This is a genomic window from Micromonospora cabrerizensis, from assembly GCF_022230955.1.
GTDB lineage: Bacteria > Actinomycetota > Actinomycetes > Mycobacteriales > Micromonosporaceae > Micromonospora > Micromonospora cabrerizensis.
On sequence record NZ_JAKKFI010000094.1, the window covers coordinates 23,029 to 49,147 of the forward strand.

At 69.4% G+C, this 26,119-nt stretch carries 21 protein-coding genes; 17 read left to right on the forward strand and 4 right to left on the reverse strand.

Translation table 11 applies throughout. The features are described 5' to 3' along the window. The 3 genes from LADH09A_RS25475 to LADH09A_RS25485 all read left to right on the forward strand — a co-directional run bounded on the left by LADH09A_RS25475 (window position 1) and on the right by LADH09A_RS25485 (window position 4,334). Window positions 1-915, forward strand: a complete 915-nt coding sequence (locus LADH09A_RS25475; RefSeq protein WP_372492350.1) for a TrmH family RNA methyltransferase — start codon at window positions 1-3, stop codon at window positions 913-915. 47 nt (window positions 916-962) lie between these two features. Continuing rightward, window positions 963-2,414: an argininosuccinate synthase gene (argG, locus tag LADH09A_RS25480; protein WP_238648043.1), complete on the forward strand. Its 1,452-nt coding sequence runs from the start codon at window positions 963-965 to the stop codon at window positions 2,412-2,414. Between the two features lie 150 nt (window positions 2,415-2,564). Next, on the forward strand, window positions 2,565-4,334 hold the full coding sequence (locus LADH09A_RS25485) for a PucR family transcriptional regulator (protein WP_443677160.1): 1,770 nt from the start codon (window positions 2,565-2,567) through the stop codon (window positions 4,332-4,334). Between the two features lie 129 nt (window positions 4,335-4,463). On the opposite strand, the gene LADH09A_RS25490 is transcribed toward LADH09A_RS25485, so the two are convergent. Beyond that, complete coding sequence (locus LADH09A_RS25490; protein WP_238648045.1) at window positions 4,464-5,813, reverse strand: MurL-like N-terminal domain-containing; 1,350 nt, start codon at window positions 5,811-5,813, stop codon at window positions 4,464-4,466. A gap of 48 nt (window positions 5,814-5,861) precedes the next feature. On the opposite strand from LADH09A_RS25490, the gene murD reads away from it, so the two are divergent. Together murD and LADH09A_RS25500 are read left to right on the forward strand one after the other, a co-directional pair. Continuing rightward, the gene (gene murD / locus LADH09A_RS25495) at window positions 5,862-7,211 is read left to right on the forward strand and encodes a UDP-N-acetylmuramoyl-L-alanine--D-glutamate ligase (protein ID WP_238648046.1); all 1,350 of its coding nucleotides are present in this window, start codon (window positions 5,862-5,864) and stop codon (window positions 7,209-7,211) included. 325 nt (window positions 7,212-7,536) lie between these two features. Next, the gene (locus tag LADH09A_RS25500) at window positions 7,537-8,928 is read left to right on the forward strand and encodes a hypothetical protein (RefSeq protein WP_238648048.1); all 1,392 of its coding nucleotides are present in this window, start codon (window positions 7,537-7,539) and stop codon (window positions 8,926-8,928) included. A gap of 121 nt (window positions 8,929-9,049) precedes the next feature. Here the strand turns inward: LADH09A_RS25500 and LADH09A_RS25505 are convergent, their stop codons facing one another. After that, a complete protein-coding gene (locus LADH09A_RS25505; RefSeq protein WP_238648049.1) occupies window positions 9,050-11,392 on the reverse strand; it encodes a CHAT domain-containing protein in 2,343 nt (780 codons plus the stop codon). Between the two features lie 97 nt (window positions 11,393-11,489). On the opposite strand from LADH09A_RS25505, the gene LADH09A_RS25510 reads away from it, so the two are divergent. From LADH09A_RS25510 to LADH09A_RS25550, 9 genes are all read left to right on the forward strand, one after another. Next, window positions 11,490-11,840 (forward strand): CATRA system-associated protein, encoded by a 351-nt coding sequence (locus tag LADH09A_RS25510; RefSeq protein WP_238648050.1) that lies wholly within the window; start codon window positions 11,490-11,492, stop codon window positions 11,838-11,840. After that, window positions 11,827-13,347 (forward strand): CATRA conflict system CASPASE/TPR repeat-associated protein, encoded by a 1,521-nt coding sequence (locus tag LADH09A_RS25515; RefSeq protein WP_238648069.1) that lies wholly within the window; start codon window positions 11,827-11,829, stop codon window positions 13,345-13,347. Before LADH09A_RS25510 ends, LADH09A_RS25515 begins: the two co-directional genes overlap by 14 nt. A gap of 84 nt (window positions 13,348-13,431) precedes the next feature. Beyond that, a complete protein-coding gene (locus LADH09A_RS25520; protein WP_238648051.1) occupies window positions 13,432-14,190 on the forward strand; it encodes a protein phosphatase 2C domain-containing protein in 759 nt (252 codons plus the stop codon). A gap of 219 nt (window positions 14,191-14,409) precedes the next feature. Next, complete coding sequence (locus tag LADH09A_RS25525) at window positions 14,410-14,790, forward strand: hypothetical protein (RefSeq protein WP_238648052.1); 381 nt, start codon at window positions 14,410-14,412, stop codon at window positions 14,788-14,790. A gap of 66 nt (window positions 14,791-14,856) precedes the next feature. Then, window positions 14,857-15,870: a UDP-N-acetylmuramate dehydrogenase gene (locus LADH09A_RS25530; RefSeq protein ID WP_308194689.1), complete on the forward strand. Its 1,014-nt coding sequence runs from the start codon at window positions 14,857-14,859 to the stop codon at window positions 15,868-15,870. Window positions 15,871-16,039: 169 nt separating this feature from the next. Continuing rightward, a complete protein-coding gene (locus LADH09A_RS25535) occupies window positions 16,040-17,023 on the forward strand; it encodes a hypothetical protein (protein ID WP_238648053.1) in 984 nt (327 codons plus the stop codon). Between the two features lie 20 nt (window positions 17,024-17,043). Next, window positions 17,044-17,985: a hypothetical protein gene (locus LADH09A_RS25540; protein WP_504854036.1), complete on the forward strand. Its 942-nt coding sequence runs from the start codon at window positions 17,044-17,046 to the stop codon at window positions 17,983-17,985. A gap of 90 nt (window positions 17,986-18,075) precedes the next feature. Beyond that, window positions 18,076-18,951: a hypothetical protein gene (locus LADH09A_RS25545; RefSeq protein WP_238648056.1), complete on the forward strand. Its 876-nt coding sequence runs from the start codon at window positions 18,076-18,078 to the stop codon at window positions 18,949-18,951. A 30-nt stretch (window positions 18,952-18,981) separates the two neighbouring features. Then, entirely contained in the window at window positions 18,982-19,959 is a 978-nt protein-coding gene (locus tag LADH09A_RS25550) for a hypothetical protein (protein ID WP_238648058.1), read from the forward strand. 6 nt (window positions 19,960-19,965) lie between these two features. Here LADH09A_RS25550 and LADH09A_RS25555 read toward each other — a convergent pair whose 3' ends face one another. Together LADH09A_RS25555 and LADH09A_RS25560 are read right to left on the reverse strand one after the other, a co-directional pair. Further along, window positions 19,966-20,862 carry a glutamate cyclase domain-containing protein gene (locus tag LADH09A_RS25555; protein ID WP_238648060.1) on the reverse strand — a complete coding sequence of 299 codons (897 nt, stop codon included), beginning with the start codon at window positions 20,860-20,862 and terminating at the stop codon, window positions 19,966-19,968. Between the two features lie 78 nt (window positions 20,863-20,940). After that, window positions 20,941-22,332, reverse strand: a complete 1,392-nt coding sequence (locus LADH09A_RS25560; RefSeq protein ID WP_238648062.1) for an acyltransferase family protein — start codon at window positions 22,330-22,332, stop codon at window positions 20,941-20,943. A 193-nt stretch (window positions 22,333-22,525) separates the two neighbouring features. Between LADH09A_RS25560 and ngcE the strand changes: the two genes are divergently transcribed. The 3 genes from ngcE (at window position 22,526) to LADH09A_RS25575 (ending at window position 25,811) form a co-directional block, all read left to right on the forward strand. Next, complete coding sequence (gene ngcE, locus LADH09A_RS25565; RefSeq protein WP_238648064.1) at window positions 22,526-23,941, forward strand: N-acetylglucosamine/diacetylchitobiose ABC transporter substrate-binding protein; 1,416 nt, start codon at window positions 22,526-22,528, stop codon at window positions 23,939-23,941. 65 nt (window positions 23,942-24,006) lie between these two features. Then, window positions 24,007-24,915: a carbohydrate ABC transporter permease gene (locus LADH09A_RS25570; RefSeq protein ID WP_238648065.1), complete on the forward strand. Its 909-nt coding sequence runs from the start codon at window positions 24,007-24,009 to the stop codon at window positions 24,913-24,915. Then, on the forward strand, window positions 24,912-25,811 hold the full coding sequence (locus LADH09A_RS25575; protein WP_372492349.1) for a carbohydrate ABC transporter permease: 900 nt from the start codon (window positions 24,912-24,914) through the stop codon (window positions 25,809-25,811). The genes LADH09A_RS25570 and LADH09A_RS25575 overlap by 4 nt, the downstream gene beginning before the upstream one ends. Window positions 25,812-26,119: the final 308 nt, after the last annotated feature.

Sequence of the window (26,119 nt, forward strand, 5' to 3'; positions counted from 1 at the left end):
ATGCCGCGCCGGTCATTGCCCTTCTTCTCCGGACAAACCACCCCGGCGGGCGGGCGTCGGAGGGCGAGGCTCGCCGTCCGGCAGAATCGTCGGGTGCCCGTCCACCAGATCACCGACCCCGACGACGACCGGATCGCCGACTACCGAGCGCTCACCGACGTCGAACTGCGCACCCGCTGGGAGCCGCCGCACGGCCTGTTCATCGCCGAGGGGGAGCTGGTGCTGCGCCGGGCGCTGCGCGCGGGCTACCCGGCCCGGTCGTACCTGGTCGACGCCAAGCGGGTCGACCAGCTCGCCGACCTGGACACCGGTGACGCGCCGGTCTACGCCGCGACGCAGGACGTGCTGCAACAGGCCACCGGTTTCCACGTACACCGGGGGGTGCTGGCGTCGTTCCACCGCCGGCCGCTGCCGACGGCGGCCGAGGTGCTCGCCGCCGCGCGCAGGGTCCTGATCCTGGAGGACGTCAACAACCACACCAACCTCGGGGCGATCTTCCGGGGGGCCGCAGCGCTCGGCATCGACGCGGTGCTGCTGTCGCCGTCCTGCGCCGACCCGCTGTACCGGCGCAGCGTGCGGGTCAGCATGGGCGAGGTCTTCGCGCTGCCGTACGCGAAGCTCGATCCCTGGCCCACGGGTCTGGAGCAGGTGCGGGACGCGGGCTTCACGGTGCTCGCCATGACGCCGGCCCCGGACGCCGTACCGATCCAGCGGTTGACCCCGGCGCAGCGGGAGCGGGCGGCGCTGTTGCTCGGCGCCGAGGGTCCCGGCCTCACCGCGGCGGCCCAGGCGGCCAGCGACGTACGGGTGGTCATCCCGATGCGGCGCGGGGTGGACTCGCTCAACGTGGCAGCCGCCGCGGCCGTCGCGTTCTGGGAGCTGGGCCGCGACGACCAACCCTCCGACGGCGCGTAATCCGCTTCTATTTGCATGGCCATGCGTCTTGACGCATAATCTTTCCTGTGTCCAAGGTTCTCACCTCCCTGCCCACCGGCGAACGTGTCGGCATCGCCTTCTCCGGCGGCCTCGACACCTCGGTCGCAGTCGCGTGGATGCGCGACAAGGGCGCGATCCCCTGCGCCTACACCGCTGACATCGGCCAGTACGACGAGCCGGACATCGGCTCGGTGCCCGGTCGCGCGCTCAGCTACGGCGCCGAGGTCGCGCGACTCGTCGACTGCCGCGCCGCCCTGGTCGAGGAGGGCCTGGCCGCGCTGACCTGCGGCGCCTTCCACATCCGCTCGGGTGGGCGGGCGTACTTCAACACGACCCCGCTGGGCCGCGCCGTGACCGGGACCCTGCTGGTGCGGGCGATGATCTCCGACGACGTCCAGATCTGGGGCGACGGCTCGACGTTCAAGGGCAACGACATCGAGCGCTTCTACCGGTACGGCCTGCTGGCCAACCCGCAGCTGCGCATCTACAAGCCGTGGCTCGACACCGCCTTCGTCACCGAGTTGGGTGGGCGCAAGGAGATGTCGGAGTGGCTGCTCGAACGCGACCTGCCATACCGGGACAGCACCGAGAAGGCCTACTCCACCGACGCCAACATCTGGGGCGCCACCCACGAGGCGAAGACCCTCGAACACCTCGACACCGGCATCGAGACGGTCAACCCCATCATGGGCGTCCGGTTCTGGGACCCGTCGGTGGAGATCCCGACCGAGGACGTCACCATCGGCTTCGACCAGGGCCGCCCGGTGACGATCAACGGCAAGGAGTTCGGCAGCGCCGTCGACCTGGTGCTGGAGGCCAACGCCATCGGCGGCCGGCACGGCCTGGGCATGTCCGACCAGATCGAGAACCGGATCATCGAGGCCAAGAGCCGGGGCATCTACGAGGCGCCCGGGATGGCGCTGCTCTTCGCCGCGTACGAGCGGCTGGTCAACGCCATCCACAACGAGGACACCCTGGCCAACTACCACAACGAGGGCCGCCGCCTCGGCCGCCTGATGTACGAGGGGCGCTGGCTGGACCCGCAGGCGCTGATGCTGCGCGAGTCGTTGCAGCGCTGGGTCGGCACGGCGGTCACCGGCGAGGTGACGTTGCGGCTGCGCCGGGGCGAGGACTACTCGATCCTGGACACCACCGGCCCGGCGTTCAGCTACCACCCGGACAAGCTGTCGATGGAGCGTACCGAGGACTCGGCCTTCGGCCCGTCGGACCGGATCGGCCAGCTCACCATGCGCAACCTGGACATCGCCGACTCGCGGGCGAAGCTGGAGCAGTACGCCTCGCTCGGCATGGTCGGCGGCGCGGCCCCGCAGCGGATGATCGGCGCCGCGCAGGCGGCCTCCACCGGGCTGATCGGCGCCATGCCGGAGGGCGGCGCGGAAGCCATCGCCTCCCGGGGCGTCGCCTCCGCCGAGGACGAGGCACTCGACCGCGCCGCGATGGAGTTCGGCGTCGACTGAGCCGGCTGACCGGCTGGCCGGCTGACTGGCGCTGAGCCGGCTGGCCGGCTCGGCGGGTGAGTCCGCTGACCTGGCTCGGCGGGTGAGTCCGCTGGCCGGCTCGGCGGCGGCGAGTCGAGATCCGGCGTCACGGACGGTAGCGTGTCGGCCGTGTTCCCTACCGTCCGTGAGGTCCTCGCCCTGGACCCCGTCCGCCACGGCGCACCGCGCGTGGTCGCCGGAGACGCGGGGCTGGACCGACCCGTCCGCTGGGTGCACGTCGCCGAGGTGCCGGACATCGCCACCCTGCTCGGTGGCGGCGAGCTGGTGCTCACCACCGGCATCGGGCTGCCCGGGGACGACGCGGGGCTGCGTGCGTTCATCGGCGACCTCGCCGACGTCGGAGTCTCCGGGCTCGTCGTCGAGCTGGGCCGCCGCTACGTCAGCGGGGTGCCCCGGGTGATGGTCGCCGCCGCCGAGCGGCGCGGGCTTCCCCTGGTGGAGCTGCGCCGGGCCACCCCGTTCGTGCGGATCACCGAGGCGGTGCACGCGCTGATCGTCGACGCGCAGCTCACCGAGCTGCGCGCCACCGAGGAGATCCACCAGCGTTTCAACGACCTGTCCGTCGAGGGCGCCGACGCCGCCGAGGTCATCCGGCAGGCCGCCGAGCTGTCCGGCTGCCCGGTGGTCCTGGAGAACCTGTCCCGTCAGGTGCTCGGGTACGACCCGGCGGGCGAGAGCGCCGAGCTGCTCCTGGACAGCTGGGAGCAGCACTCCCGGCGGATCCGGCCGACCGGGCGCACCGCGTACGACCCGGACAACGGGTGGCTCGTGACCACCGTCGGCGCGCGGGGGCAGGACTGGGGGCGGTTGCTGCTGCGCTGGCCGGCCAGCGGCGACGTGCCCAGCGCCCAGTCCAGCGAGCCGGCCGCCGGCCCGCCCACCCGACTCACCATCCTCATCGAGCGAGCCGCGTCCACCCTCGCGCTGGGCCGGCTGATCCGCCGCGACGCCGAAGGGCTGGAACGGCAGATCCACCGCACCCTGCTCACCGCGCTGCTCGACCACTCCCGGCCGGTGGACGAGGTCGCGCTGCGGGCCAAGGCGCTCGGTGTGGTGCTCGACCGCCGGCATCTGGTCGGCGTGATGGTCCGGCACCGGGTCGAGGACCCGGTCGGGGAGAGCGGCCCGGAAGCGGGTCAGGCCCGGCTGCGGGACCTCTCCGAGGCCGTCGGCCAGGCACTGCGGGAGGCGAAGCTGACCGCGCTGACCAGCGCGGTCGACGACAACTCGGTGGGCGCGCTGCTGGCTCTGACCGACCCGGCCGCCGAGGACCGCGCGCTGTCCGCGTTCGCCAGCGCACTCCGTCGGGTACGCCTCGACTCCGGCGCGGGGCGGGCGACATCCGGTGGCGACGCGCCCCGGTCGACGGCCGGCACCGATCCGTCCCCTGCGCCGTTCGCTGTCGATCTGCACCGCGGCGCTGCTCCCGGTGCCGTGATCGTGGCCGCCGGGTCCGGGGTGGGGAGCCTGCGCGAGGCCCGCCGGTCGTTGGTCGAGGCTCGGCAGATCGCCGAGGCGGCCCGGCAGGACCGGCGGGACCTGTCGATCTTCCGGCTACCGCACGTCGGGCTCGCCGGGCTGCTGCACCTGCTTCGCGACGAGCCCCGGTTGCAGACCTTCGTCGAACGCGAACTCGGCGCCCTGCTGGAGTACGACGCCCGCCACCCCCGGGAGCAGTTGCTCGACACTCTGCGCGCGTACCTGGAACAGGGGCGCAACAAGACCGCGGGCGCCGCCGCCGCCCACCTGTCCCGGCCGGCGTTCTACGAGCGCCTGGCCCGGATCGCCCGCATCCTCGACGTGGACCTCGACTCGGTAGAGGCCTCCCTGTCCCTACACGTAGCCCTACTGGCCCTGGAAGCAGTCCGAACCCCCTGAAACCCCCGCCCCAGCGGCCCCCGCGCGCCCACCACCCACCCTCGCTTCGTTGATCATGAAGTTATTGCCACCCTGACCGGCGAGTCGTGTCAATAACTTCATGATCAATAGGGCGCGGGTGGGTGGGGGTTAGGGGTGGGTGGGTAGGGTTTTTGCGTAGGTTGGGGGGATGTGGTTGGGGCCGCCGGGGGTGAACACATCCGAGTGGGCCACTGCGGACCAGGCTGTTTCCGGGACGGCTGCCACCAGGGCCTGGATCACCGGGGCGTCGCGCCACTCGTCCTGTTCGGCCAGCAGACCGAGAGCCACCACCGACTCCTCGACCTCGCCCACGCACTCGAACGGCTTGTGCCCGTCCACACCCAGCAGTTCGCGGTAGCCGGGGATCTGCGACTCGTCGGCCAGCAGGTCGCCGCCGAAGATGCCCACCACCCGATCCCGTGACATGAACGGCGCCATGGCCAGGAAGACGAACCGGCACTTCGGGCAGTCACGGCACCAGCGCTCGCTCGCGTCGCGCAGCTTGAACGCGGCGTTGCAGCTGGTCACCACGTCGTCGTACCGGGTGATCTCGGCGAACAGTCGGGCGATGTGCAGCTCCGACAGTGAGCGCAGCAGCGAGAAGTACGGTTCGGTGAGGCCGGCGTGCTCGGCCAGCGCCGCCCGCAGCAGCCCCTCCGCCTCGACCCCCTTGGACCACTGGTGGTTGATCTCGTGGCCGTCCCAGACCAGGTTCGGGTCGGACGCCGAGCGCTCGTTCGACATCACCACCGGGCCCAGCCCGTGCAGCACCGCGGTGGCGACCGCGATCAGCGAGTTGATCGCGGTGACCGGGATGTGCCCGTTCAGCGCACCGGCCGCGTTCAGGTCGAACAGCACCGGGTCGAGCCGCCGTCGGGCGGCCAGCGGGGTCAGCCCGGACGCCTCGTTCACCGCGACGATCACGTGGTTCGGGTTGACCGAGAACGGCACCGGGTCCAGCTCGGCGCTGCGCAGCGCCTCCAGGCTGACGATCGAGTCCTTGCCGCCACCGACCGCCGAGAGGGGGCGACGGTCGGAGTCGTCGTACACACGCGGGGGCTCCGGCGAGCCGGCCGGGACCTCCGGGCGCAGCTGGAGCACGTGCGGCAGTTGGTTGCGGTACGCGTACTCGGCGAGGCCCTTGGTGTAGACGGCCGTGACGTAGTCGACGGTGGCCGCGCCCAGCGGCGCCGGCAGCACGAGCCGGGGCGGCGCGGCGGCCTTGTAGTAACTGACCCCGGCGACGAGGTGCAGCACCTCCAGCACCCGGTTGAGGGTCGCCACCGTCTCGTCCGAGGGGGGCTCCGCCGGCAGGGGGAGGGTGATCACCTCGGTGAATCGCTGCTCGCCGGTCGGGCCGGTCAGGGCGTAGTCGAACAACACCTCGCCAGTGGCGAAGTCGATCGAGTAGGACGGAAAGGTGAAGGCGTCCATCCGCCGCAGTTGTCCGTTAGGCACAGGTCATACTAGTCCGAGCGCGCCCACACACGAGCAAGGAGATCACAGGTGCACCTGGCTGACCTGCGCGGACGCTCTGTGGCCGTCTGGGGTACAGGCCGTGAGGGCGTGGCTGCGGTCACCGCCGTCGCCGCACACGGCCCGGCAAGCCTGGTCGCCGTGGACGACCGGACGAACTTCCTGTCGCTGCCGTGGGAGGGGTCGGTTGCCCAGGCCGCGCCACTGGTGACCGGCGAGGAGGGTCTTGCGCGGCTGGTCGGGGCGGACGTGGTGATCCGCTCACCGGGGGTGCCGCAGACGCACCCCTGGATGGGTGAACTGCGCCGACGTGGCATCCCCGTCACTCAGGGCACCGCGCTGTGGATGGCCGATCATGCGGCCCGCACCGTTGGGGTCACCGGCAGCAAGGGTAAGAGCACCACGTCGAGCCTGACCAGCCACCTGCTGAACGCGGTCGAGCGACCGAACCTGTTCGGCGGCAACATCGGGGTACCGACGCTGGAACTGCCGGAAGCGGACCTCTACGTACTGGAGCTGTCGAGTTACCAGTGCAGTGACCTCACCGACTCGCCGCATGTCGCGGTGGTCACCGCCCTATTCCCCGAACACCTGGACGCGCACGGCGGTGAGCGGGAGTACTACCGAGACAAGCTCAACCTGATCGCACACGACCCGGCGACCGTGGTGGTCAACGGCACCGATCCGCGACTCAACGCAGAGTTGGGTGACCGCCCGGTGACGCGGGCAGGCCTGCCCGACACCACCCACGTCGAGGCCGGACCGGACGGGACGCCCTGGTTCCACCTGGGGGACCAACCTCTCTTCCCGCGGGCGGTGCTGCCGTTGGTGGGCCGGCACAACGAGAGCAACCTGTGTGTGGCGCTGGCCGTGCTCGACGCCCTCGACGTCGACGTGGTCGCCCGCAAGGACACCATTGCCGTGGCCATCGCCGAGTTCCAGGGCCTGGCCCACCGACTCACCGAGATTTCCGACCCGTCCGGCCTCACCTTCGTCGACGACACCCTGGCTACCAGCCCGTACGCGGCGATGCACGCCATCGACGCGTACGACGGACGGCCGTTGACGGTGATCCTGGGCGGCAACGACCGGGGCGTGGACTACGGCCCGCTCCGCGAGCATCTGGCCGAGCGGGACCTCACGGTCATCGGCATTCCGGACAGCGGCCCGCGGATCATCCAGACACTTGCCGGGTTACCGCGGGTGCGTTGCGAGATCGTGGAGGACCTCACGGCCGCGGTTCGCCAGGCTCGTAAGCTCACACCTGCCGACGGCGTCGTGCTGCTGTCGCCCGCCGCGCCCAGCTATGGTCGGTACCGCAACTTCGAGCACCGCTCGGAGGCCTTCCTGGAGGCGATCGCGGAGACCGCAGGTCACTGACCGCGTAATTCCCGCGGGAAACCCCGTGACCCGCTCGGCGGGAAGTCCGGTGTGGGCACGGGACCGTGGGACCTCATACCACCGCCGGTGTTCTGCTTCAGTCGGCTTTCGGCGCTCGGCGCTAACCGATATCCGACTTGCCATTGGTGGAGTGCGGTGGGAATGTCGCCGGAGCTTGAAGAAACGACGAGTTCCTCTGCCACCACAGTTGTGCCCATCGACCTGAAAGGTTGATTGTGGTCGCTCGTGGCCCTACCTAACCTGTCTCCGAAACGCATCGCAGATCATCATTGATCAATCGCTGCGAAGGGGAGCTGTCCCAATCATGTGGACCATCGAAGAATTGGAAATGATCTGCCACGCCCTGCGTGCGGAATCCGAGGGTAGGGATGACCCGGATGTGGGACGCCGCACCGCCGAGGAAGCACTTATCGAGGAGATCGAGCAGGAAGTGGAGGAGTACCGCGAGTGGTACGCCAAGCACCGCTCGTCCGAGTCGATCGAGAACTCCGTCGAACCGCCGGAAGAGCTGCGTGAACGCCTCTGGCTCATTGGTTGGATGATCTACGAGGCGAGCTGGCAGATTGTCCGCTGGGCGCGGCGCACCGATGTGGGTGTGGAGGTCAACTTTCGCGCTGCCGGCCTGGTCGAGCGATTGGCCGAAGTCGCTCGCATCCTGCCGTGGCCGCATTTCGCACCTCGGGCTCTGGGGGCAATCCGCGCCGAGGCGCTGGTCGCGTCCAAACGGGATACACCACAGGGTTACAACGAAGCGTTCCTGCTGCACAAGGAGGTACGAGACCGGTACGGCCACTATGTCGAGAGTCATGGTCGTGCACCTGGCCGCGAACTGGAGTTGTTGGGCCTCGAGGAGATCTTCCTTCAACTGGTGCTCGCCGAGACAGGCACCGCCTGCCGCACCGCGGAGCGGTTCATCGGTCGTTGGTTGGACGAACTCGACAAGACGGAGCGCGAGCGGCAGTGGGCCGTTGACGACGAGGAGCACTGGGTCGAAATCCTCTACCACCAGCTGTCCATCGGCGTCATCATCGGCGAGCAGGCGCTCGACAAAGCTACCGAGATCGAGCGCGCGTATGGGCTGGTCAAGCGAGTGGGCCGGGACCGGCTGGCGCTCCGCACCGCCTTCCGGAACCCCGGCATCATGACTGCCAGGGCGGCCCTGCATCTGCTACCGCTGACCTACGAGATGGAGGCCGTCGGGTTGGAGCCGGGCGCCGATTACGATAACTGGGAGGAAATGCGCGAGGCGACGGTCCGTCGTTTCCTGAAGGCCTATCGGGCCATCGAGAAGCCCGTCCTGGACGACAATGAGCGGCCCGTTGCGCTGATCGCCGACCATCAACGCTCAGTCGCCCAGCTCCGGCTCAACGCCGCGCTCGTACTCCCCGGCCTCGACCTTCCCTCCGACCTGGACTTTGCCGACTTCCTGCGGCGCAGTCCACTCGATGACGACGCGGCCGAGGACATCTCGGCGTGGCTCGCCGAGAAGGACGGCGAGGGCAAGATCCGTGGGAACGCCAATGCAGTCGGCAGCGTGACAATGCCCGCGTTCCTACGGGGTGTCAGGGCTTGCCGGGCGGAGCGCGGCGTGTCTGGAGGGTATCGGGAATGGAGAGAGCGGTGGTTCGCCCTTGACCGCTACGCCGGCGAAGACGACCGCCGCGAGCGGGTGGAACGGGCCTTGAAGGGCGGCTGACAACGACGTCCACTCTCTGAACGATGAGGGACGGCGGGTGGCAGCCGCCGCTGTCACCCGCGCCCGGTTACGGCACGCTGGGCCGGGACGCCGCAGGCCTGAGGGGCCCGCCGATCGTGGTTCAGCGGGTGTAGGCGGCAAACAAGATCCAGGAGAGGTCAGGCCAGCGACCATGCACCCACTCCAGTTGGACCTCGCGTAGGGCTACGTCGAGCCGCGTGCCCTCCGTCCGGCTCTTGGCCACGATTGCGGCGGCGGTCTTACCTGCGGCGAAATCGGCGACGTTGTCGATACATGCCACGACCTGCTCCGCCCCACCCGCGAGCGCTGCCATCACGAAGTTCAGCGGTTCGGCGTGTTCGACGTTCACCAGTCGACCGACCTGGCACGAGGCGAGGAGCAGTGACTGTGGCCAGCGCAGCATCAATGCCCTGCCCGCACTGATGGGCGCGTCCGGCAGCAGCAGGGTCTGGCCGAGGCCGACGCCCTCGCCGTGCGAGGCAATGTGTGCGAAGCGCCACTGCACGGTCCGCCGGGACAGCGCTGCGGCGAGTGTGCCGGGCACGTCGACCGGACGGGCGTCCTGCTCCAGGTCGCACGAGCTCAGCGGGATCCGTCCATCGTCGCGTACCGGGATACCCCAGACGGTGCGCTCCCGTTCGGTTCCTACTCCGTGGCTGTCTTCACCGCTTTTTGCAACCAACTGGATCAGGGCAGGGCCGGCGGCGGGCGTGGTGGTCGGACCGGACAGAAAGGTGAGCACCGGCGTTTGCGTGAGGACGGCCCGCTCCACCAGGCGTGCTTGCCCGTTGATCCGGAGTGCCGCCCAGGGCATCAGGCTGAGCGCGGAGTGCGCCGAGATCACCAATGTGACGGGCTCCTCGGCGAGTTCCAGTGCGTCTCGCAGCTGCGACGGTATGAGCTGCTCGCCGAGCGCCTGCCAATCGACGCCGTCGGCCAGGACATCGGCCAGCGCGACCGTCGGAGGGCTGATCGCCGTGATGAAGGCCGAGAGGGCTTCGCCCACCGTGAGCTGACAGAAGGAAAGCGTGCCGGTCGGCCCGATGAGCGTCCGGAACCACAGGGTCTCGGCCGTCACGGTATCCGGGAGGCCGACATAGTCGAGCGCGTAACGGTCGCCAATGGAATCGATCACCCGCGCGATGTTCACCGGAGCCGGCACCACAGCGTCCGCGAGAAGCGGAGAGACTGCGTGTTCGATTCGTACGCGCAGATCCAGAAGACGCTTGGTGCTCTCCGCGTTCGCCGCGCCGAGTTGCTGACCCGACTCCGCCTCGACCACCTGGTCCAGCAGCCGGCGCAGTCGTCGACCGTTCCGCCACGTCTCCCACGTGCTCTCGACCCCGACCCGGTCAGCGCGGATCCGGGCGGCGAAGCCGGACTGCTTGGCCGAGAGGCTGACCCGCAGGCCGAGTTCGGCGGCCTGACGGCCCGGCAGAACCGCAGCGGCGCGGGCGATGTCGCCGTAGATGCGTCGGATCGCCGCCGCCAGCGGGCTGCCGGAGCGGGAGATCACCCGCCACCGGTCACGGATCCCCTCGATGGTGCGCAGCGCGTCGTCCAGGTGGTCGATCGCCTGGTTGACGACCCCCAGGGGGAGGGGGAGGGTGCCCTCGTCGATGATCAGATCAGCACGCGCCAATGACAGCAGGAGATCTTCGATGTCGTACTGGGCCGCGTGTCCTCCGGTCTTGTGAAGATACCGTTGAGCGTGGGCGAACCGTGCGGTCGCATCCTCGCGGTCGCCCTCCGCCCAGGCGCCGAGGGCGAAGGCGTAGTCGATGCGGTGACGGCTGACGAACTGGCTGGCCGAGACCGCATGCCAGTACCCATGCAGCTCCGACTCCCGCAGTAGGGGCCGGACCTTCGCCGCCTCGCCACTGAGCAGATACCCAGCGGCCAACTCGTAATGGAAATGAGCGCGGAAGATCTCGGCACCGATCCCCACGAATTCGCTGTCGTCGCGGTCGGCCAAGGTTATCCCCGCAAGGTGATTGCCGCAGATGCGGCGATCACGGGCCACCCGGTATCGGATCGTCCGCCCTCGGTACAGATCCCTGTCGAGATCTACGCCGGCCAGGGTCTCGGAATCGGCTTCCAGCCTGGCAAGCGCCTGCTCGTGGAGCGTGGCCACAGCGACGTCGGCCGGCGCTTGCAGGGGAGCCTTGAGCAGGGCACAGAGCCGGACGATGATGCCGGCGCTGTCCCGCGAATCCAGGAAGGCCCACGATGAGCCCCGGGTGCTGTCGGCATTACGGGCGGTATCGGAGTAGATCTTCAGTGCCTCGGAGAAGAGTTCGGTCTCCTGCTTGAACACGTGCTCGTCCGGCATGCCTTTTCGTGCGATGTCGACGACCGCCTCCGCGTCGCGAGCGAGCATCATCAGGTCGTCGCGGGCGATTATCCGCCGAACCGCAGGAGGCAGCGCGTTTTCAGAGGACACCGGCCGAGTATTCGGCCGCCGTCGATCTGCCGTCAATCGTGCGATCGGGGCAGGCAGTAGTCAGGATGCCGATAGATCGTCCCCATTGACTGCGGCTGTGATTCTGCTGAACTGGGTGACCATGGATGAGGCTGACCGGAAAGACCTGACGTACCTGGTAAGAGAGATCATCGACAGCGAGTTCGAAGACTCCGACTGGAGGCAGGTCGAACATGCTCTCACGCTCATGGAGCAGTCACGCGGCGCCGACGACGAGGACTGGACCGTAGGCAGAAATGTGCTGTTCAACCTGTTGAAAGAGAACCGCACAGCCCGGGGCCTGCGTAATACGCTGCCAGTCCGGACGGACAAGCCCGTCCCGCAGCCGGTACGCGACCGTTTCGTCCAGTTGTTGCACAAGGTCGGTCATGTGCCCCGCCAGGAGCAGCGTGTCGATGACTCTGCGTAGACCAGCCCTCGTCGTCCACACATTGTTCTCGGTCGGTACAGCCGCCGGCTCGTCGGCACCGTCGGCTCCGGCCCCGACGGTCGACGCGCTGTCGGCGCTCTGGGACGGGTTGGCCCGCCTCGACCTGACCGCGCCCATCGCTCCCTACCAGAGGGATCTGCCGGAGGATTTTGGTGCCGGAACACCCGGTGTGCTGCTGCTCGCCGCCCGGCAGCGGGTGGTACCGGGTTCGGTCTACGAGGCCTTGGCGTTCCGGTGCCGCGACGTCGTCGGGGTGAGTGTGATCCTGGCGCCCAACGACGACGGTGTCGGCTGGCAGGAATTGAGCGACCGATGGGCGTCGACGGCTCCAGCGATGTCCGGCGCGGAGCTGAGCACGACCACGATCTACCTCGGGCTCTCCGACCATGGTCGCGCCAACTGGTTCGGCAGAAGGGAGGGGGACGGAAGATGGGCGAGGCGGCTACATCGTCAACTGCCCGGCGCACCGCCCGAGCCGGGCTGGACGACGTCTTGGAGTCGCGTCGCCGGTAGACTTCTGATGTGGAACTTGCCGGCGGACGGTGGGTACGCTCAACACCGATATCTCGTTCTGGCGAGTCTGGCCGACGAGGCCGCGCTGGACGGGATGACCTGGCTGAGTAATGGTCAGGTTCTGCCGCCGTTGACCCGGTACGTGCTCTGCCGCGCCGAACTCCGGCATCAGGAACAGGTGCTCGAGGCGGCGATTCCAGGCTTGCGTGCCGCGATCGATAAGACTGACCGTGCGTGCGAGACCCTCGCCGAGCTTCTGCGTACGACCGAGCCGTCCGACCGGCAACTGCGAGCCGCCGCGCTGGAACTGTCCACTGTTCAGGCCGAGGGAAGCGGATTGATCGGGGCCACGGCCGACGTCAGCAAGATGGCGGAGACGGTGCGGGGGATCCAGGACAACATGGAGGCCGCACTTGGGCGCGATGTGCGCCACGGGCCTGGTGCGACGCTGCACCAAGATCAGAAGCCTGCGGTCTGGCTGGCGGAACAACTCCGGATCGAACTGACCTATGTCGATTCGACGTGGCGCAAGGCCGACCAACTCAACCGTCTCGCGACTGCCGTCGTGGGCGAGCGGCATCGTCGCAGGCAGGAGGTGTTGACGCTCATCCAGGCGTCGATCCTGGGAAGCCTGCTGATGGGGCTGGCCGCCATTCAGAGCCTTCAGTACCGGGTTCCGCTGGCCGGGCCGCTGGTGGCACCGTTGATCTGTGTGCTGGGGATCCTGGCGCTGCTGCTTCCCGCCACGGTCCTGCATTGGCCGCGCCCGGGCACCTCGACGCCTCGGCGCCGCTGGGTTGTGGTGGGTGGGTGCGCCTTCGGCGCTGCCCTCGGATGGCTGGCCAGCAGCATCTCCTGGTGGCAGGCTCGGGATGTGCCGGCCCCCCAGGGCTGGTCGGCTCTCCTGGCCGCCGCCGGTGCGGCGAGCGTGACGTTGGTGGCCCTGACGTTGATCCGCCTTCGACGGTCATGAACTTCCCGAGGGAGGGACAGCGAGCCGGGGAGCCGACGCCGTCGAGATGCCGCTCCGCCCTGTCGAGCGCCGATTGAGGACGACATGGACTTCGCCTTCGCCACTGAGCCTGGCCCGGACCGGCCCAACGAGGATCACGTCATCGCGTCGGCCACTTTCGCCGTCGTCCTGGACGGTGTCACCCAACTTCCTGACCTGGATACCGGTTGCGTCCATGATCCGGTGTGGTTGGTCCGGGAGTTAGGGATCTGCCTCGTGGAGTCGTTGACGAGGGAACCTCTCGTGCCGCTCGACCTGACTCTCGCCAAGGCGATCTTGTGGCTGCGCAGCCGTCACGAGGGCCGGTGCGACCTGTCGAACCCGAACAGCCCTTCGTCCACGGTCGCGATCGTGCGCGAGAGGGGTAACCAGGTGGACTACCTGGTGCTGTGCGACTCGTCGGTCGTGTTCGAGGACGCGTCCGGTGTCACGGTGATCCACGACAACCGAACCGATGGCCTGCCCGCCTACGACCGGCACACGGTGGCGCGGCTTCGCAATCGACCGGGAGGCTTCTGGGTCGCCTCGACCGACCCGGCAGCCGCCGCCGAGGCGGTGACGGGCAGTGTGCCCCTGGACGGGCTGCGCCGAATGCTGCTCTGCACTGACGGGGTCTCGCGGCTCACCGAGTTCTTCGGGTTCGACTGGACGGATGTCTTCCAGTTGGTCGAGCGGTCCGGGCCACGAGCCGCGATCGACGTGGTTCGAGAATATGAAATGAACAGCTCCGGGCTGCTGACCCGGCCGGGGCGTGGTCGGGTCAAGCAGCATGACGACGCCACACTCGCCGTACTTTGCTCGTGAGGTTGAATCGGCGCCGAAAGTCGGCCGGATCGTTGACGGAATCCCGACGGTGCTGTTGCACTGGAGGGCACGTGCCGGTTCAATACTGCCGTTCTGACCTGACGGGACGACATCACCACATGCGCCAACCCGCACCCGTACCGTCTGCCTCACGATCATTCATGACCGGACTTCGTGGGATTGCGCGCCGGGAGCCCGGTCCGACGGGATGTGCAAGCTGTGATCGAGGAAACGGACAGGCCGATGTCCTCCGATGACCTGTACCGAATGGCAGCGATGGATGCCAAGACGCTGCAGGATCGGATTTTGTCGGCAGCTGGGAACAGCGTCGACGTCAGCGACGGGCGGGTGGCGGCGCTCGCACTCGCCAACGCCCTTCTCTCCGTCGTGCAGGAATACCTCGAACGGACGTCGGACGAGCATGACGTCGAGCTGTTCCTCGAGGTCAACGGACGGCAGCCGGACGACGCCGGTTCGTGGCCGGTGAACATCCTGGCGGGCCTCAGGCTGCGGCGGACCCCGGCCGAGGACCGGCGCTCGATCTGCGAGCGGGCGGTTCAGCTGGCAGTACGACGACTCCGACCGCCGTCAGGACCCTGACCGTCGTCTCTGCGCTCCGCCGCGATCACGGCCGACGGGCCTTCGGACGATCAGTAGGCTGGCGCTGTGACAACCACGTTTGCTGATCTCACCACGATGCGGGTCGGCGGTCCCATCGGTCGCCTGCACACTCCGGTGACGGTCTCGGAGGCGATCGAACTTCTGCGTCAGACCACCGCCGCAGGTGAGCCGCTGTTGGTGATGGGCGGCGGCTCGAACCTGGTGGTGGGTGACACCGGCTGGGACGGCACGGTGATCAAGATGGCGTCCTCGGAATTCGACATCGACGGCGAGCTGGTCACTGCGGCCGCCGGCGTCGAGTGGGACCACCTCGTGCAGGCAACCGTCGCCGAAGGGCTTGCGGGCGTGGAGGCGCTCTCCGGCATTCCCGGCTTGGTGGGAGGCACACCGGTGCAGAACGTCGGCGCGTTCGGCACGGTGACCTCGGACGTGCTGGAGTCGCTGTCCGTCTACGACCGGCAGACCGGGGCCCTGGAACGGTGGACTCCGGACCGCTGCGGCTTCGGCAGCCACCGGCAGTCCGTCTTCAAGCACAGCGACCGGTGGGCCGTGGTGGACGTGACGTACCGCCTCCGCCGGAGCAACCAGTCCAGACCGATCGAGTACGCGGAGCTCGCCGCGAAACTGGGAATCGAGGTCGGCGGCACTGCTGCACCGGCCGACGTTCGGCACGCGGTTCTCGCCCTGCGCCGCGGTAGGGGCATGGTCCTCGACCCGCGGGATCACGACACCTGGAGCGTCGGGTCCTTCTTCATCAACCCTGTCCTCGCCGAGGTGCCCGAACTCGCCGGAGAATGCCCGCGCTACCCCGACGTCAAAGGCACGAAGCTGCCAGCGGCGTGGTTGATCGAACATGCCGGGTTCCCCCGTGGCTACGGGCGAGATTGGGGAAGCGGGACCGTGGCGTTGTCCAGCCGCCACGCCCTCGCCGTCACCAATCGGGGGGCCGCCACAACCTCAGAGATCATGAAGTTCGCGGCGCACATTCGGGAAGGTGTCGAGGCCCGATTCGGTATTCGCCTGGGCCCAGAGTGCGATCTCGTCAACTGCTCATTCTGAGGCGATCTCCGCAGTGCTGGCCCGCGCTCGTCAAGGCAGGTCCAGGTCGGACAATGGCGGTCAGGGTCTGCGTTGACATTGACTGAGCGACGTCGCTCTCGTCTAGCATGCCTAACGGGACGTCATGACTCCTCCTACCCACGCGTCACGATCCCTGTGAAGGAGAAGCATGGCCAGCTTCGCTGCTGTCGCCCTGCCGACCTGCGAGCCGAACTTCGGCCCGCAGACGGTGGCCGCGGAAATTCACGGTTGGATCTCCTCGGCTCCGATGCGTGCGCTCGTCGCCGAGTACGGCGGCACGCTGCCGTCGGCCAGCGTCGGTGACCTGTTGGCGTGGCTGGATGCCTTCTCGGACGAACACTGGGATTTCCGCAAGCACGGCAACGTCGAACGCGACCAGGTGAAGGCACCCAGCTTCAGCCCGGCCCAGACTGATCTCATTCAAGCCGTCGCGACGGCGCTTCGCCTCGTCGACGCGGAGCGGCCGCCGCGCTCGGCCTACGATCATCTACTTGTCCTGGGCGGTCTCGGCCGAGCCTGCCTGCAACGCACGGAATATGCGGCCAACCTCGTCCGTGACAACATCGTGGTTGTTCCCGAGGTGTCGGCGCTCGGTAGTTTCCGACCACTCACGCCGGCGGAGACGGCCCTTCCCAGCCTCGCCGGCGGCCGCTACGAAGTGGATGCCATGGACGTCGGCGTACGGCTTGGGTTCGGGCTTGAGGAACCTGCGCTGTCCGAATCCTCCGACGGTGCCGTGACGCATAAGTCCTGGCAGGTACGCACCTATCGTGCCGCCGGCCATCCCGAGGTGCACGTGTTGGCGGCACCGTCGAGCGAGCCGGAGTCGCGGCGCGCCAACACGCCGGACACGTACGAGTTCTGGGCCCGCCGGTCCAGCCTCCGGGCAACCGACCGCATCCTCGTCGTCACCTCTTCGATCTATGTACCCTTCCAGCACAACGACGCGATCCGCATGCTGGCGATGCGGTACGGATGCGGCATCGACACAGTCGGGTTCGACCCGACGCAGGCCACCATTCCCATGGCTTCGGGGGCCACGGGTCCCGACCGGTACCTGCAGGAGATCCGGTCCGGAATCCTGTCGATGCGACGGCTGCATCACGCGCTCGCCGGGAGCCTGACCGCGTGAGGGCCACGGCATTTCCGCCGGTGCCACTGCCAACCACGGTTCCGGGCGGCGACAACCGTGCCGAGATGTCCGAGGCCATCGCGTCCTGGATTGGCTCGTCGGCGATGACCGCCCTGTTGCGGGAGTTCCGCTACGGGCCATTGCCGGACGGGCCTCTCGCCGATCGGCTGGCGGCACTGGAGAAGATCTCGGCCGAGCGGTGGGACTACCGGAAGGGCAATCTTGAACGGCACGAGGCGGTGGGGGAGCGCTTTGAGCCCGCGGCCGACGCGAGGATCCGGTCCGCGGCCGGGTCGTTAGGGCTGGCCGACCGGTCCGCGCCGCTCGCGCAGCGCTACGACCACGTTCTGGTGCTCGGCGGTGGCATCCGCACGATGATGGCTCGCGCGCATCTGGCGGCCACGATTCTGCATGGTGGCGTCAGCGCCAGCTTCGTCACCGGGCTCGGGAGCCTACGTCCCCTCCACGACAAGGACGGAGATGCCCGCCGGCTGGGTCTGGGCGAGTGCGCGACCGAGGGCGATGCGGTCGACGAGGCGCTGCGTCACGCCTTCGGCGCGCCCCGGCCGACCGATCGGCGGTTCGGGACGACGGGGGCCGGTGAGCCCTGGTGGATCCGGTCCTACTCCGAGGCGCGCCCCCCGCTGCACGTGCTGGCGGCGCCGTCGACCCGCCCGGGTGAGCGTGCGAACACCGCGGACACCCTGACCGGCTGGGCGGAGCTGACGCAACAGTCGCGAACCAGCTCGCGGTTGTTGCTGGTCACGACCGACATCTTCGTCCCGTTCCAGCACTGTGACGCTGTTCGGCTCCTGGGCCTCGGATACGGCTGCGGCGTGGAGACGGTGGGCTTTGCCAACGCGTCGAACCAGTGGGTTCAGGCGGCGGAGACCTTCGCGATTCTCCAGGAGGTCCGTTCGGCCATTCGCTCGATGCAGGCGCTGCATCGGGCACTCTCCTGAACCGTCGGGCGCACGCCGTCCCCGCTGCGGCGGCACCGACGGTTGTGGTTGGTGTCTACCCTGGCGGCAGCGGCTGATTGGGGGACTTCGATGGCCCGTGACGTGGTCCGCCGGCGGTCAGGGGAGCGGGGCGGCAGCTCAGAGGGCGGCTTCGTCCGGTTGGTGGCGCACACCGACCCGGTGGCACTGGTCGGCATCACGCTGTCGATCACCCTCAGCATCGCGCTCGATCTCAGCAACGCCGCCTCCGGGGTGGAGTCGCTGTTGGCCGGCCTGATGGGCATCACCATCTCGCTGCTGGTGGACTCGCTGGCCCGCGCGGAGCGCCGGTTTCACCTGCGTACCCTGCTGGACGGCCCGCCCTGGCTCGTCCGCACCACCACGGAGCTCGCGGGGGCCATGCGGGACGCGGCCGAGCAGCACGCGGGCACCCGGGTCGCGGTGGAGGCGCAACGGCGGTACGAGCAGTTCCGGCTGGAGGCCGAGCAGCTCGCGGACGGCCGGATCATCCGACGCGGCGACGAGGACGAGGACCTGATCGGCGCGACCCGCACCTGCGCACAGCGACTGGACGCCCTGACCAACGTGATGCCCCGGGCGAGTGGGGAGCTGAGCTGGTGGCGCAGCGAGATCGGCCGGCGCTACTGGGACGCCAACCTCGAAGCCCTGCAGCGGGGCGTCAAGATCACTAGGGTCTTCGTCTACGCCAGACTGAGCGACGAGCTGTCCGCCCTGGTGGAGAAGCAGCGGGCGGCGGGGGCCCGGGTGGGGTTGCTGCCCTACGGTGTGGTCAGTCCGCAGCTGCACGTCAATCTGGCACTCTGGGACGGGTCGAGCTGTTGGGAGGCCCACATGACCGCACACGGCGAGATCGGCGAGAACCAGTTCTCGGTCAACCGGACGGACGTCAACCGGCTCACCCGCGTGTTCGACCTCTGCGCGAATGCCGCGACCTTCCAGGACTGACGGCCCCACGGGGGCGGAGACGGGTGACTCATGACGTGGAGTGCGGTCCTGCTGGTGACGGCCGTGGTCTGGGCGGTCAGCGTGATCCGCTCCGTCCGGCTCCGAGCGCTGGTCTACAGCCTGCCGTTGCCGATGACGCTCGTCCTCGTCAGCACCGACAACGACCGGGTGGACGGCGCGCAGTTGCTCGGCGTGCTCGGGCTCAATCTCTTCTTCGTCACGGTGGCGGTCACCCACCATCGGCTGCGCTGGCCGATCCTGCTCGCTGACGCCGCGGGCATCGCTGTCTACGTGGCGCTCAGCGCCGGCCTGTTGGCCGTCGTCATTCCGTTCGAGGCGGCGCTCGTCGGCACGCTCGTGCTGTGGCTGGCGGCCATGCTGCTGCTGCGCCGTCGCGCCCGCCAACGCGCCGCCCCCGCTGCCGACCGGGCCGCCACGGTCGAGACCTCGGACGGAGGTCGTCCGGACGGGCTGCCGCCGTTGCTCAAGTTGGTGGTGATCTTCGTCGGGGCGATCCTCACCGCGCTCCTCGGCACCGTGTTGCGCGGCATGGTGGTGACATTCCCGTACTCGGGGGTGCTGGTCGCTGTCGAGGCCCGCCACCAGTTGCGCGAGTTCAGTCGACACTTCGCCCGCAACAGTCTCGCGCTGGTGGGTTTCCTCACCGCGTACCACTACCTCCAGGACGTCTCGTCGGCCGTGGCGTTGGGAGCCGGCTGGGCGGCCTTCGCGGTGGTCGCGGCGGCACTGCACCTGCCGTTGCGCCCCCGACCGGCAGCACCGGCCCCCACGACGGCGGCCCCCACCATCGCGCCCCCGACCGGCCAGCCGTCGTCCGACCGTCGACCGGCCACGCCGCCCGTCGGCGACGCGACCCCCGACGGTCCCGCACGCCGTCCGGATCCCGCCACGTCGACCGGCGGCGGCCCGGCGCAAGCACAAAGGGCCGTCAGGGTACGCCCGCCCAGGCCGCTCCGGCCGAGTGCCGAGCCGCCCTCGGTGCGATGAGGACACTCAGGGGCTGTTTCGGACCAGCTCCGCGATGAGGGTCAGGGGTTCGGCGTAGGCGGGCCAGTCGAGGCCGTCGACGCTGACCGTCGGGCGGCGACGCACACCGTCCACCGCGCCCGCGCGCACGATCGCGGTCAGCAGGTCGTACGACCACGCGGGCTCCAGTAGCGCCCGGAGCGAGGGCACGTCGGGGCTCAGTAGCGACAGTGCGCCGACGAGAGCGGCGGCGGCCCAGTTGGAGGTGCCGCCGACCAGCAGCGCGTCCGCGCCCACCACGCACCGGATCCGCTCTCCCGAGGCGACCACCCGTCCCACGAGGTCGGCTGGCAACAGGCCCATGCCCAGTTCGTTGCCGCCGTCGCCGATGCCGATCCGGTAGGCCGACCCGGAGGTGTAGAGCCGGTCCAGGGGTGCGGTGTGCGCGCCGATGTCCTCGCCGCGCATGTTGCGGGGCCGCCCGTCCACCCCGGGCCCGACCCGTTCGCACGCGATGAGGTGCGTCAGCCGGCCGTACTCCGGCAGGCGGGCGGCTGCCCACTCCTCGTACCCCCGCAGTGGCGCGACGTCCACCGGCAGGCCCGGTGCGGCGGCGGCGACGGCGGCCTGGAGCACCGGGGCGCAGGGTTCGTCGGTGACGAGCCGGCACCGGCCGCCGAGAAGGCGCAGCGCGGCGGCGATCTGGACCGCGCCGAGCGGGCCGTCGGTCTCCGCGGCGGGCGGTTCGGCGCCCGGAATGAAGAACCCGGTGAACACCGCCGCGTCCGGCGCGCCGGCGGTGGCGAGCGACCGGGCGGCGGCCAGCAGCCCGCCCGCAGCGGGCTCGGCCAACGCCTCGCTGCCCCGGCCCACCTCACGCGCGGCGACGCGCTCCAGCTCGGCGATCGTCTGTTCGATGCGCACCGTGTGCCTCCCCGGCGACAGTGGACCGACCCAGGGTAGCGGTGCCCGGCCAGGCTGCCGGTCGAGCGGCGGACGGGGTCAACCCCGGGTTGCCCACCCCGACCTGAGCAGTCGCAGCACGCCCGCCCCGGCCACGTACGCCAGCAGCGCCGGGACGGGTGTGCCGAGCGGCTCCGGGGCGTGCTGCGGTGTCGCGCTGTTGATCAGCAGCCCGGCCACCACCGCAGCGTAGCCGGCGACGGTCAACGCGGCCCGGGCCCGACCGGCCCGACCAGTGGTGCGGTGTCGGCCACTGCGCGCCTCCACCGGCCCGACGATGACGACCAGCACCGCCAGGACGACGGTGAGCAGCAGCAGCCAGGGCAGCCGCCACGCCCACCAGGCGGCGGAGTCGACCGTCGGGGTGGGCAGCGTCCCGGTCGCGTCGAGCAACCCGATCAGCACGATCGCGGCGGTCAGGTGCCAGAGGAAGACGGTCAGCACCACCAGGTTGACCCCGATCACCACCTGCCAGGGGCCGGTGCGGCGCAGCAGTCGGTGCGCCGGGCCGCGGAGCAGCAGGATCAGGCCGAGCTGACCGGCGGCGACGGCCAGCAGCGCGAGGCTGGGCGGCGCGGCGTTGTCGAGCCGCTCGCCGGGCACCTTGAGCATGGCCACCGGCCACGGGCCGAGCACGGTGAGCAGCACCAGAGCGCCCAGCCCGCCGGCGAGGAACACCAGGCCGGCCCGGCGGGAGACGGGCAGTTGTCGGCGTACCCCCGGAGGCTCGTGATCCGACGGCGCGTCGGCGTCGGCGTCGGCTGCCGCTGGCGGTGCGGCGCGGGTGTCGTGCCAGGCGAAGCCGAGCTGGTGGACGGCCAGCCATCCGAAGAGGTAGTTGCCGTAGCTCGACTCCTCCGGCCCGGTCAGCCGGCCGAGGTCGCCGAGGCCGACCAGAGCGACCAGCACCAGCGGGACGGCCAGGCCGAAGCGGCGGTGCAGCGCGTACATCGGCGGGGTGAGCGTGACCACCGCCAGGTAGGCGACCAGGAACCAGAGCGGGATGGTGGCGAACCAGAACACCTCGCGGATCCGGGTCGGGTCGGCGCCGCGCAGCCAGGCGACCGCCGCGGCGGCGGTGAGCACCAGCACCAGCACGCTGGTCGGGCGGACCAGGCGGGCACTGCGGTCGAGCAGCCAGCCGGCGGCGTCGCCGCCGCGGGCCCGCAGCCGGGTCAGCGAGGCCGCGTTGGCATAGCCGCCGACCAGGAAGAAGACGGGCATCACCTGGGCCAGCCAGGTCAACGGGTACGCCCATCGCAGATCGCCGAGAGCGGAGTGCCCGGTAATCCGCCCGCCGGGGTCGTGCTCGATGACCGCGGCAGCCCAGTGTCCGATAATGACCAGGGTGATGGCGAGCGCGCGAAGCAGGTCGACGTACCGTTCCCGCCCGGCGGGGGTGCGCTCGGCCAACTGGCGCAGACGGCGCATCGCCCCAGGCTAGGCGACCGGAGCGCCGCCGGTGGCGATAACGGTTCGACCGTCAGGACTTGAAGTCCGGGGCCGGCTGTCGTAGAAATTCTTCAGCAACAGAGCATGAACTGAAGAGAATCAACGTGCCTCGCGCGGCGGCCGCCTTCCCCCTGACATCGGCGGTCCGCCCGACCCGACCCGAGGAGACTCGATGAACAGGCGTGACATCCTGCGGCGCACCGCTGCCGCCGGCCTGCTGGCCACCCCCGCCGCCGGTCTGCTGACCGGCTGCGCCACCGGAGGTGGCGGTGACAAGAACGACGCCGCCACCTATAAGGGCACCAAGAGCGCCCAGAACCCGCTCGGCGTGAAGGAGGACGCCCCACTGGAGGTGGTGATCTTCGGCGGCGGGTTCGGTGAGGAGTACGCCAAGGCCCACGAGGCCATGTACACCGAGAAGTACCCGAAGGCCAAGGTCAAGCACTCCGCCACGCAGGAGATCAGCAAGACCCTCCAGCCGCGTTTCGTCGACGGCACCCCGCCGGACGTGGTCAACAACTCCGGTGCCGGCCAGATCGACTTCAACGGACTGGTCAGCCAGAACGCGATCGCCGATCTCGGCGAACTGCTCGCCGCGCCGAGCCTCGACGTCCCCGGCAAGACCGTCCGGGACACTTTGCTGCCCGGCGCGGTCGAGGTCGGCTCGTACGACGGCAAGTTCCTGGTGCTCAACTACACGTACACCGCCTACGGCATCTGGCACTCCGGCAAGCTGTTCACCGAGCGCTCCTGGGAGTACGCGAAGACCTGGGACCAGCACATCGCGCTCTGCAAGGAGATCAAGGCCGCCGGCATCGCCCCGTGGACGTACGCCGGTCTGCACCCGCGCTACATGAGCTGGCCGGTGATCGCCACCGCGATCAAGCTCGGCGGCCCTTCGGTGGCGACCGCCATCGACAACCTCGAACCGAACGCCTGGAAGTCCGAGTCGATGCGGACCGCCGCGGACGCCTGGCACCAGATCGTCAAGGACAAGTACATCCTGGACGGCTCGTCCGGTTTGGATCACAAGCAGTCGCAGACCGCCTGGTGCCAGGGCAAGGCCGCCTTCGTCTCCTGCGGCTCCTGGCTGGAGAGCGAGCAGAAGGATGTCACCCCGGCCGGTTTCAACATGACCATCGCCCCGACGCCGAGTCTGGGCAGCGGCGACAAGCTGCCGTTCGAGGCGATCCGGGGCACCGCCGGTGAGCCGTTCATGGTGCCCGCCAAGGCCCGCAACCTCGCCGGCGGCCTGGAGTACTTCCGGACGATGCTCTCCAAGAAGGGCGCCCAGGACTTCACGAAGAAGGTCGCCAGCCTCACCGTGGTCGCCGGCGCCAGCGAGGGCGTCGACCTGCCGTACGGGCTGAACTCCGTGGTCAAGGCCCTCGACGCGTCCGGCGCCAACGGCTTCAACTGGGTCTACAACAACTACTACCGCAAGTTGGAGCGCAACCTCGTCGACGCCGCGTGCGGCGAGTTCTTCAGCGGCCGGACCAGCCCCGCCGAGTTCCTCGACCAGTGTCAGAAGGGCGCCGACTCGATCGCCCAGGACAGCTCGATCAAGAAGTACAAGCGAGCGGCCTGACCGCCCGGCCGGTGGGGAAGAGGTCCGCCCCCACCGGCCGTACCCCCTTCGGAAAGGTCCCCCTCGTGAGACAAGGCAAGTGGCCGCTGATCGTCACGTTCCTGGTGCCGCCGGTGCTGCTGTACGTGTTCTTCGTCGTCTCGCCGTACCTTCAGGCGTTCCAGATCTCCACCACCGACTGGCTCGGCTACTCCGCCGACGCCAACCAGGTCGGCCTGGCGAACTTCAGGAGCCTGTGGCACGACGACTACGTGTGGAACGCGCTGAAGAACAACGCGATCCTGCTCGGCCTGGTGCCGGTGCTGACCATCGTGCTCGGGCTCTTCTTCGCCAGCATGCTCGCCCTCGGCGGGCGCAAGGGCCGCGCCGGGGTGACCGGGGTACGCGGCGGGGCGCTCTACCGCACCGTGTACTTCTTCCCGCAGGTGCTCTCCGTGGTGATCATCGCGCTGCTCTGGAAAGAGGTGTACCACCCCAACCAGGGTCTGCTCAGCGGCGCCGTACGCGCGGTCGGCCTGCCCGCGCCGACCTGGCTCGGCGACCCGGCGACCGCGTTCTGGTGCGTACTGGCGGTGATGGTCTGGAGCAACGTCGGCTTCTACGTCGTGCTGTTCGGGGCCGCCATGTCGGCCGTGCCGAAGGAGATCTACGAGGCCGTGCTGCTCGACGGCGCGTCCCGGTTCACCACCCTGCGCCGGGTCACGCTGCCGCTGCTCTGGGACACCATCCAGGTCGCCTGGGTCTACCTCGCCATCTTCGCCCTGGACGGGTTCATCCTCGTGCAGCTGATGACCAACGGGGGCCCGAACTTCTCCACCGACGTGATCGGCGTACGGATGTACGACACCGCCTTCGGCAGCGAGACCAAGTTCGGCTACGCCTCGGCGATCGGCGTGGTGATGTTCTTCCTGACCCTCACGGTGGCGGTGCTGTCGCTGCGGGTCGGCCGGCGCGAACGGATCGAGTACTCGTGACCACTCTGGATCAGCCCACCGTGAACGCCCCGACCCCGGTTGCCCCACGGGACCGCCCGGTGCGCCGGGAACTCGGCCTGGGAAACGCCCTCTCGCACGGCTTCCTGCTGTTCTGGGGCCTGCTCACCGTACTGCCGCTGCTGTGGATGTTCATCAGCTCGTTCAAGACCAACGGTGAGATCCTGTCCGACCCGTGGGGGCTCCCCGGTGCGCTGCACTGGGACAACTGGGCGCGGGCCTGGACCGGCGCGCACATCGGCCGGTACTTCCTCAACAGTCTGGTGGTGGTGACCGGCTCCGTCACCCTCACCATGCTGATGGGGGCCACCGCCGCGTACGTCTTCGCCCGGTACGAGTTCCGCGGCCGTCAGGTCGTCTACTACCTGTTCGTCGGCGGCCTGATGTTTCCGGTGTTCCTCGCCCTGGTGCCGCTGTTCTTCGTGGTCCGCAACGCCGGCCTCTTCGGCACCTGGAAAGGGCTGATCCTGGTGTACGCGGCCTACTCGCTGCCGTTCACGGTGTTCTTCCTGACCGCGTTCTTCCGGACGTTGCCGACCACGGTGGCGGAGGCCGCGATGGTCGACGGCTGCGGTCACTTCCGGCTCTTCTTCCGCGTGATGCTGCCGATGGCCCGTCCGGGAATGATCAGTGTGGCGATCTTCAATTTCCTCAGCCACTGGAACCAGTTCCTGTTGCCCCAGGTGCTGATGCAGGGCGACGACTCCAAGTGGATGCTGGCGCAGGGGCTGTTCGCGCTCTCGGTCAGCCAGGGCTATGCCGGCGACTACGCGCGGCTCTTCGCCGGGCTGAGCATCGCGGTGCTGCCGGTGCTCGCGATCTACGTGGCGTTCCAACGGCAGGTGCAGGCCGGCCTCACCGCAGGCCAGCTCAAGTAGGGCCCGCAGCCACTCAACGCGCACCGGCCCCGCCCGCCGCGGGGGTCGCCGGTCCCGCCCGACCGGCGCAGGGCTTGCCGGTCCCGCCCCTCGCGCGGGTTGCCGGTCCGCCCGACCGTCGCGGGGTCGGCGGTCCCGCCGGACCGTCGGTCCCGTCCGTCCAGCCCAAGATCCGCGCAACTTCGGTGAAGTTGCTGCCTCGCGGCGCGCTGAGGCAGCAACTTCACCGAAAGTGCGCGGATCTTGCGCGTGCGACGCCCGGCGCCCGGCGTGCGGTGTGCGGCGCGCGGCGTGCGGCGTGCGGCGTG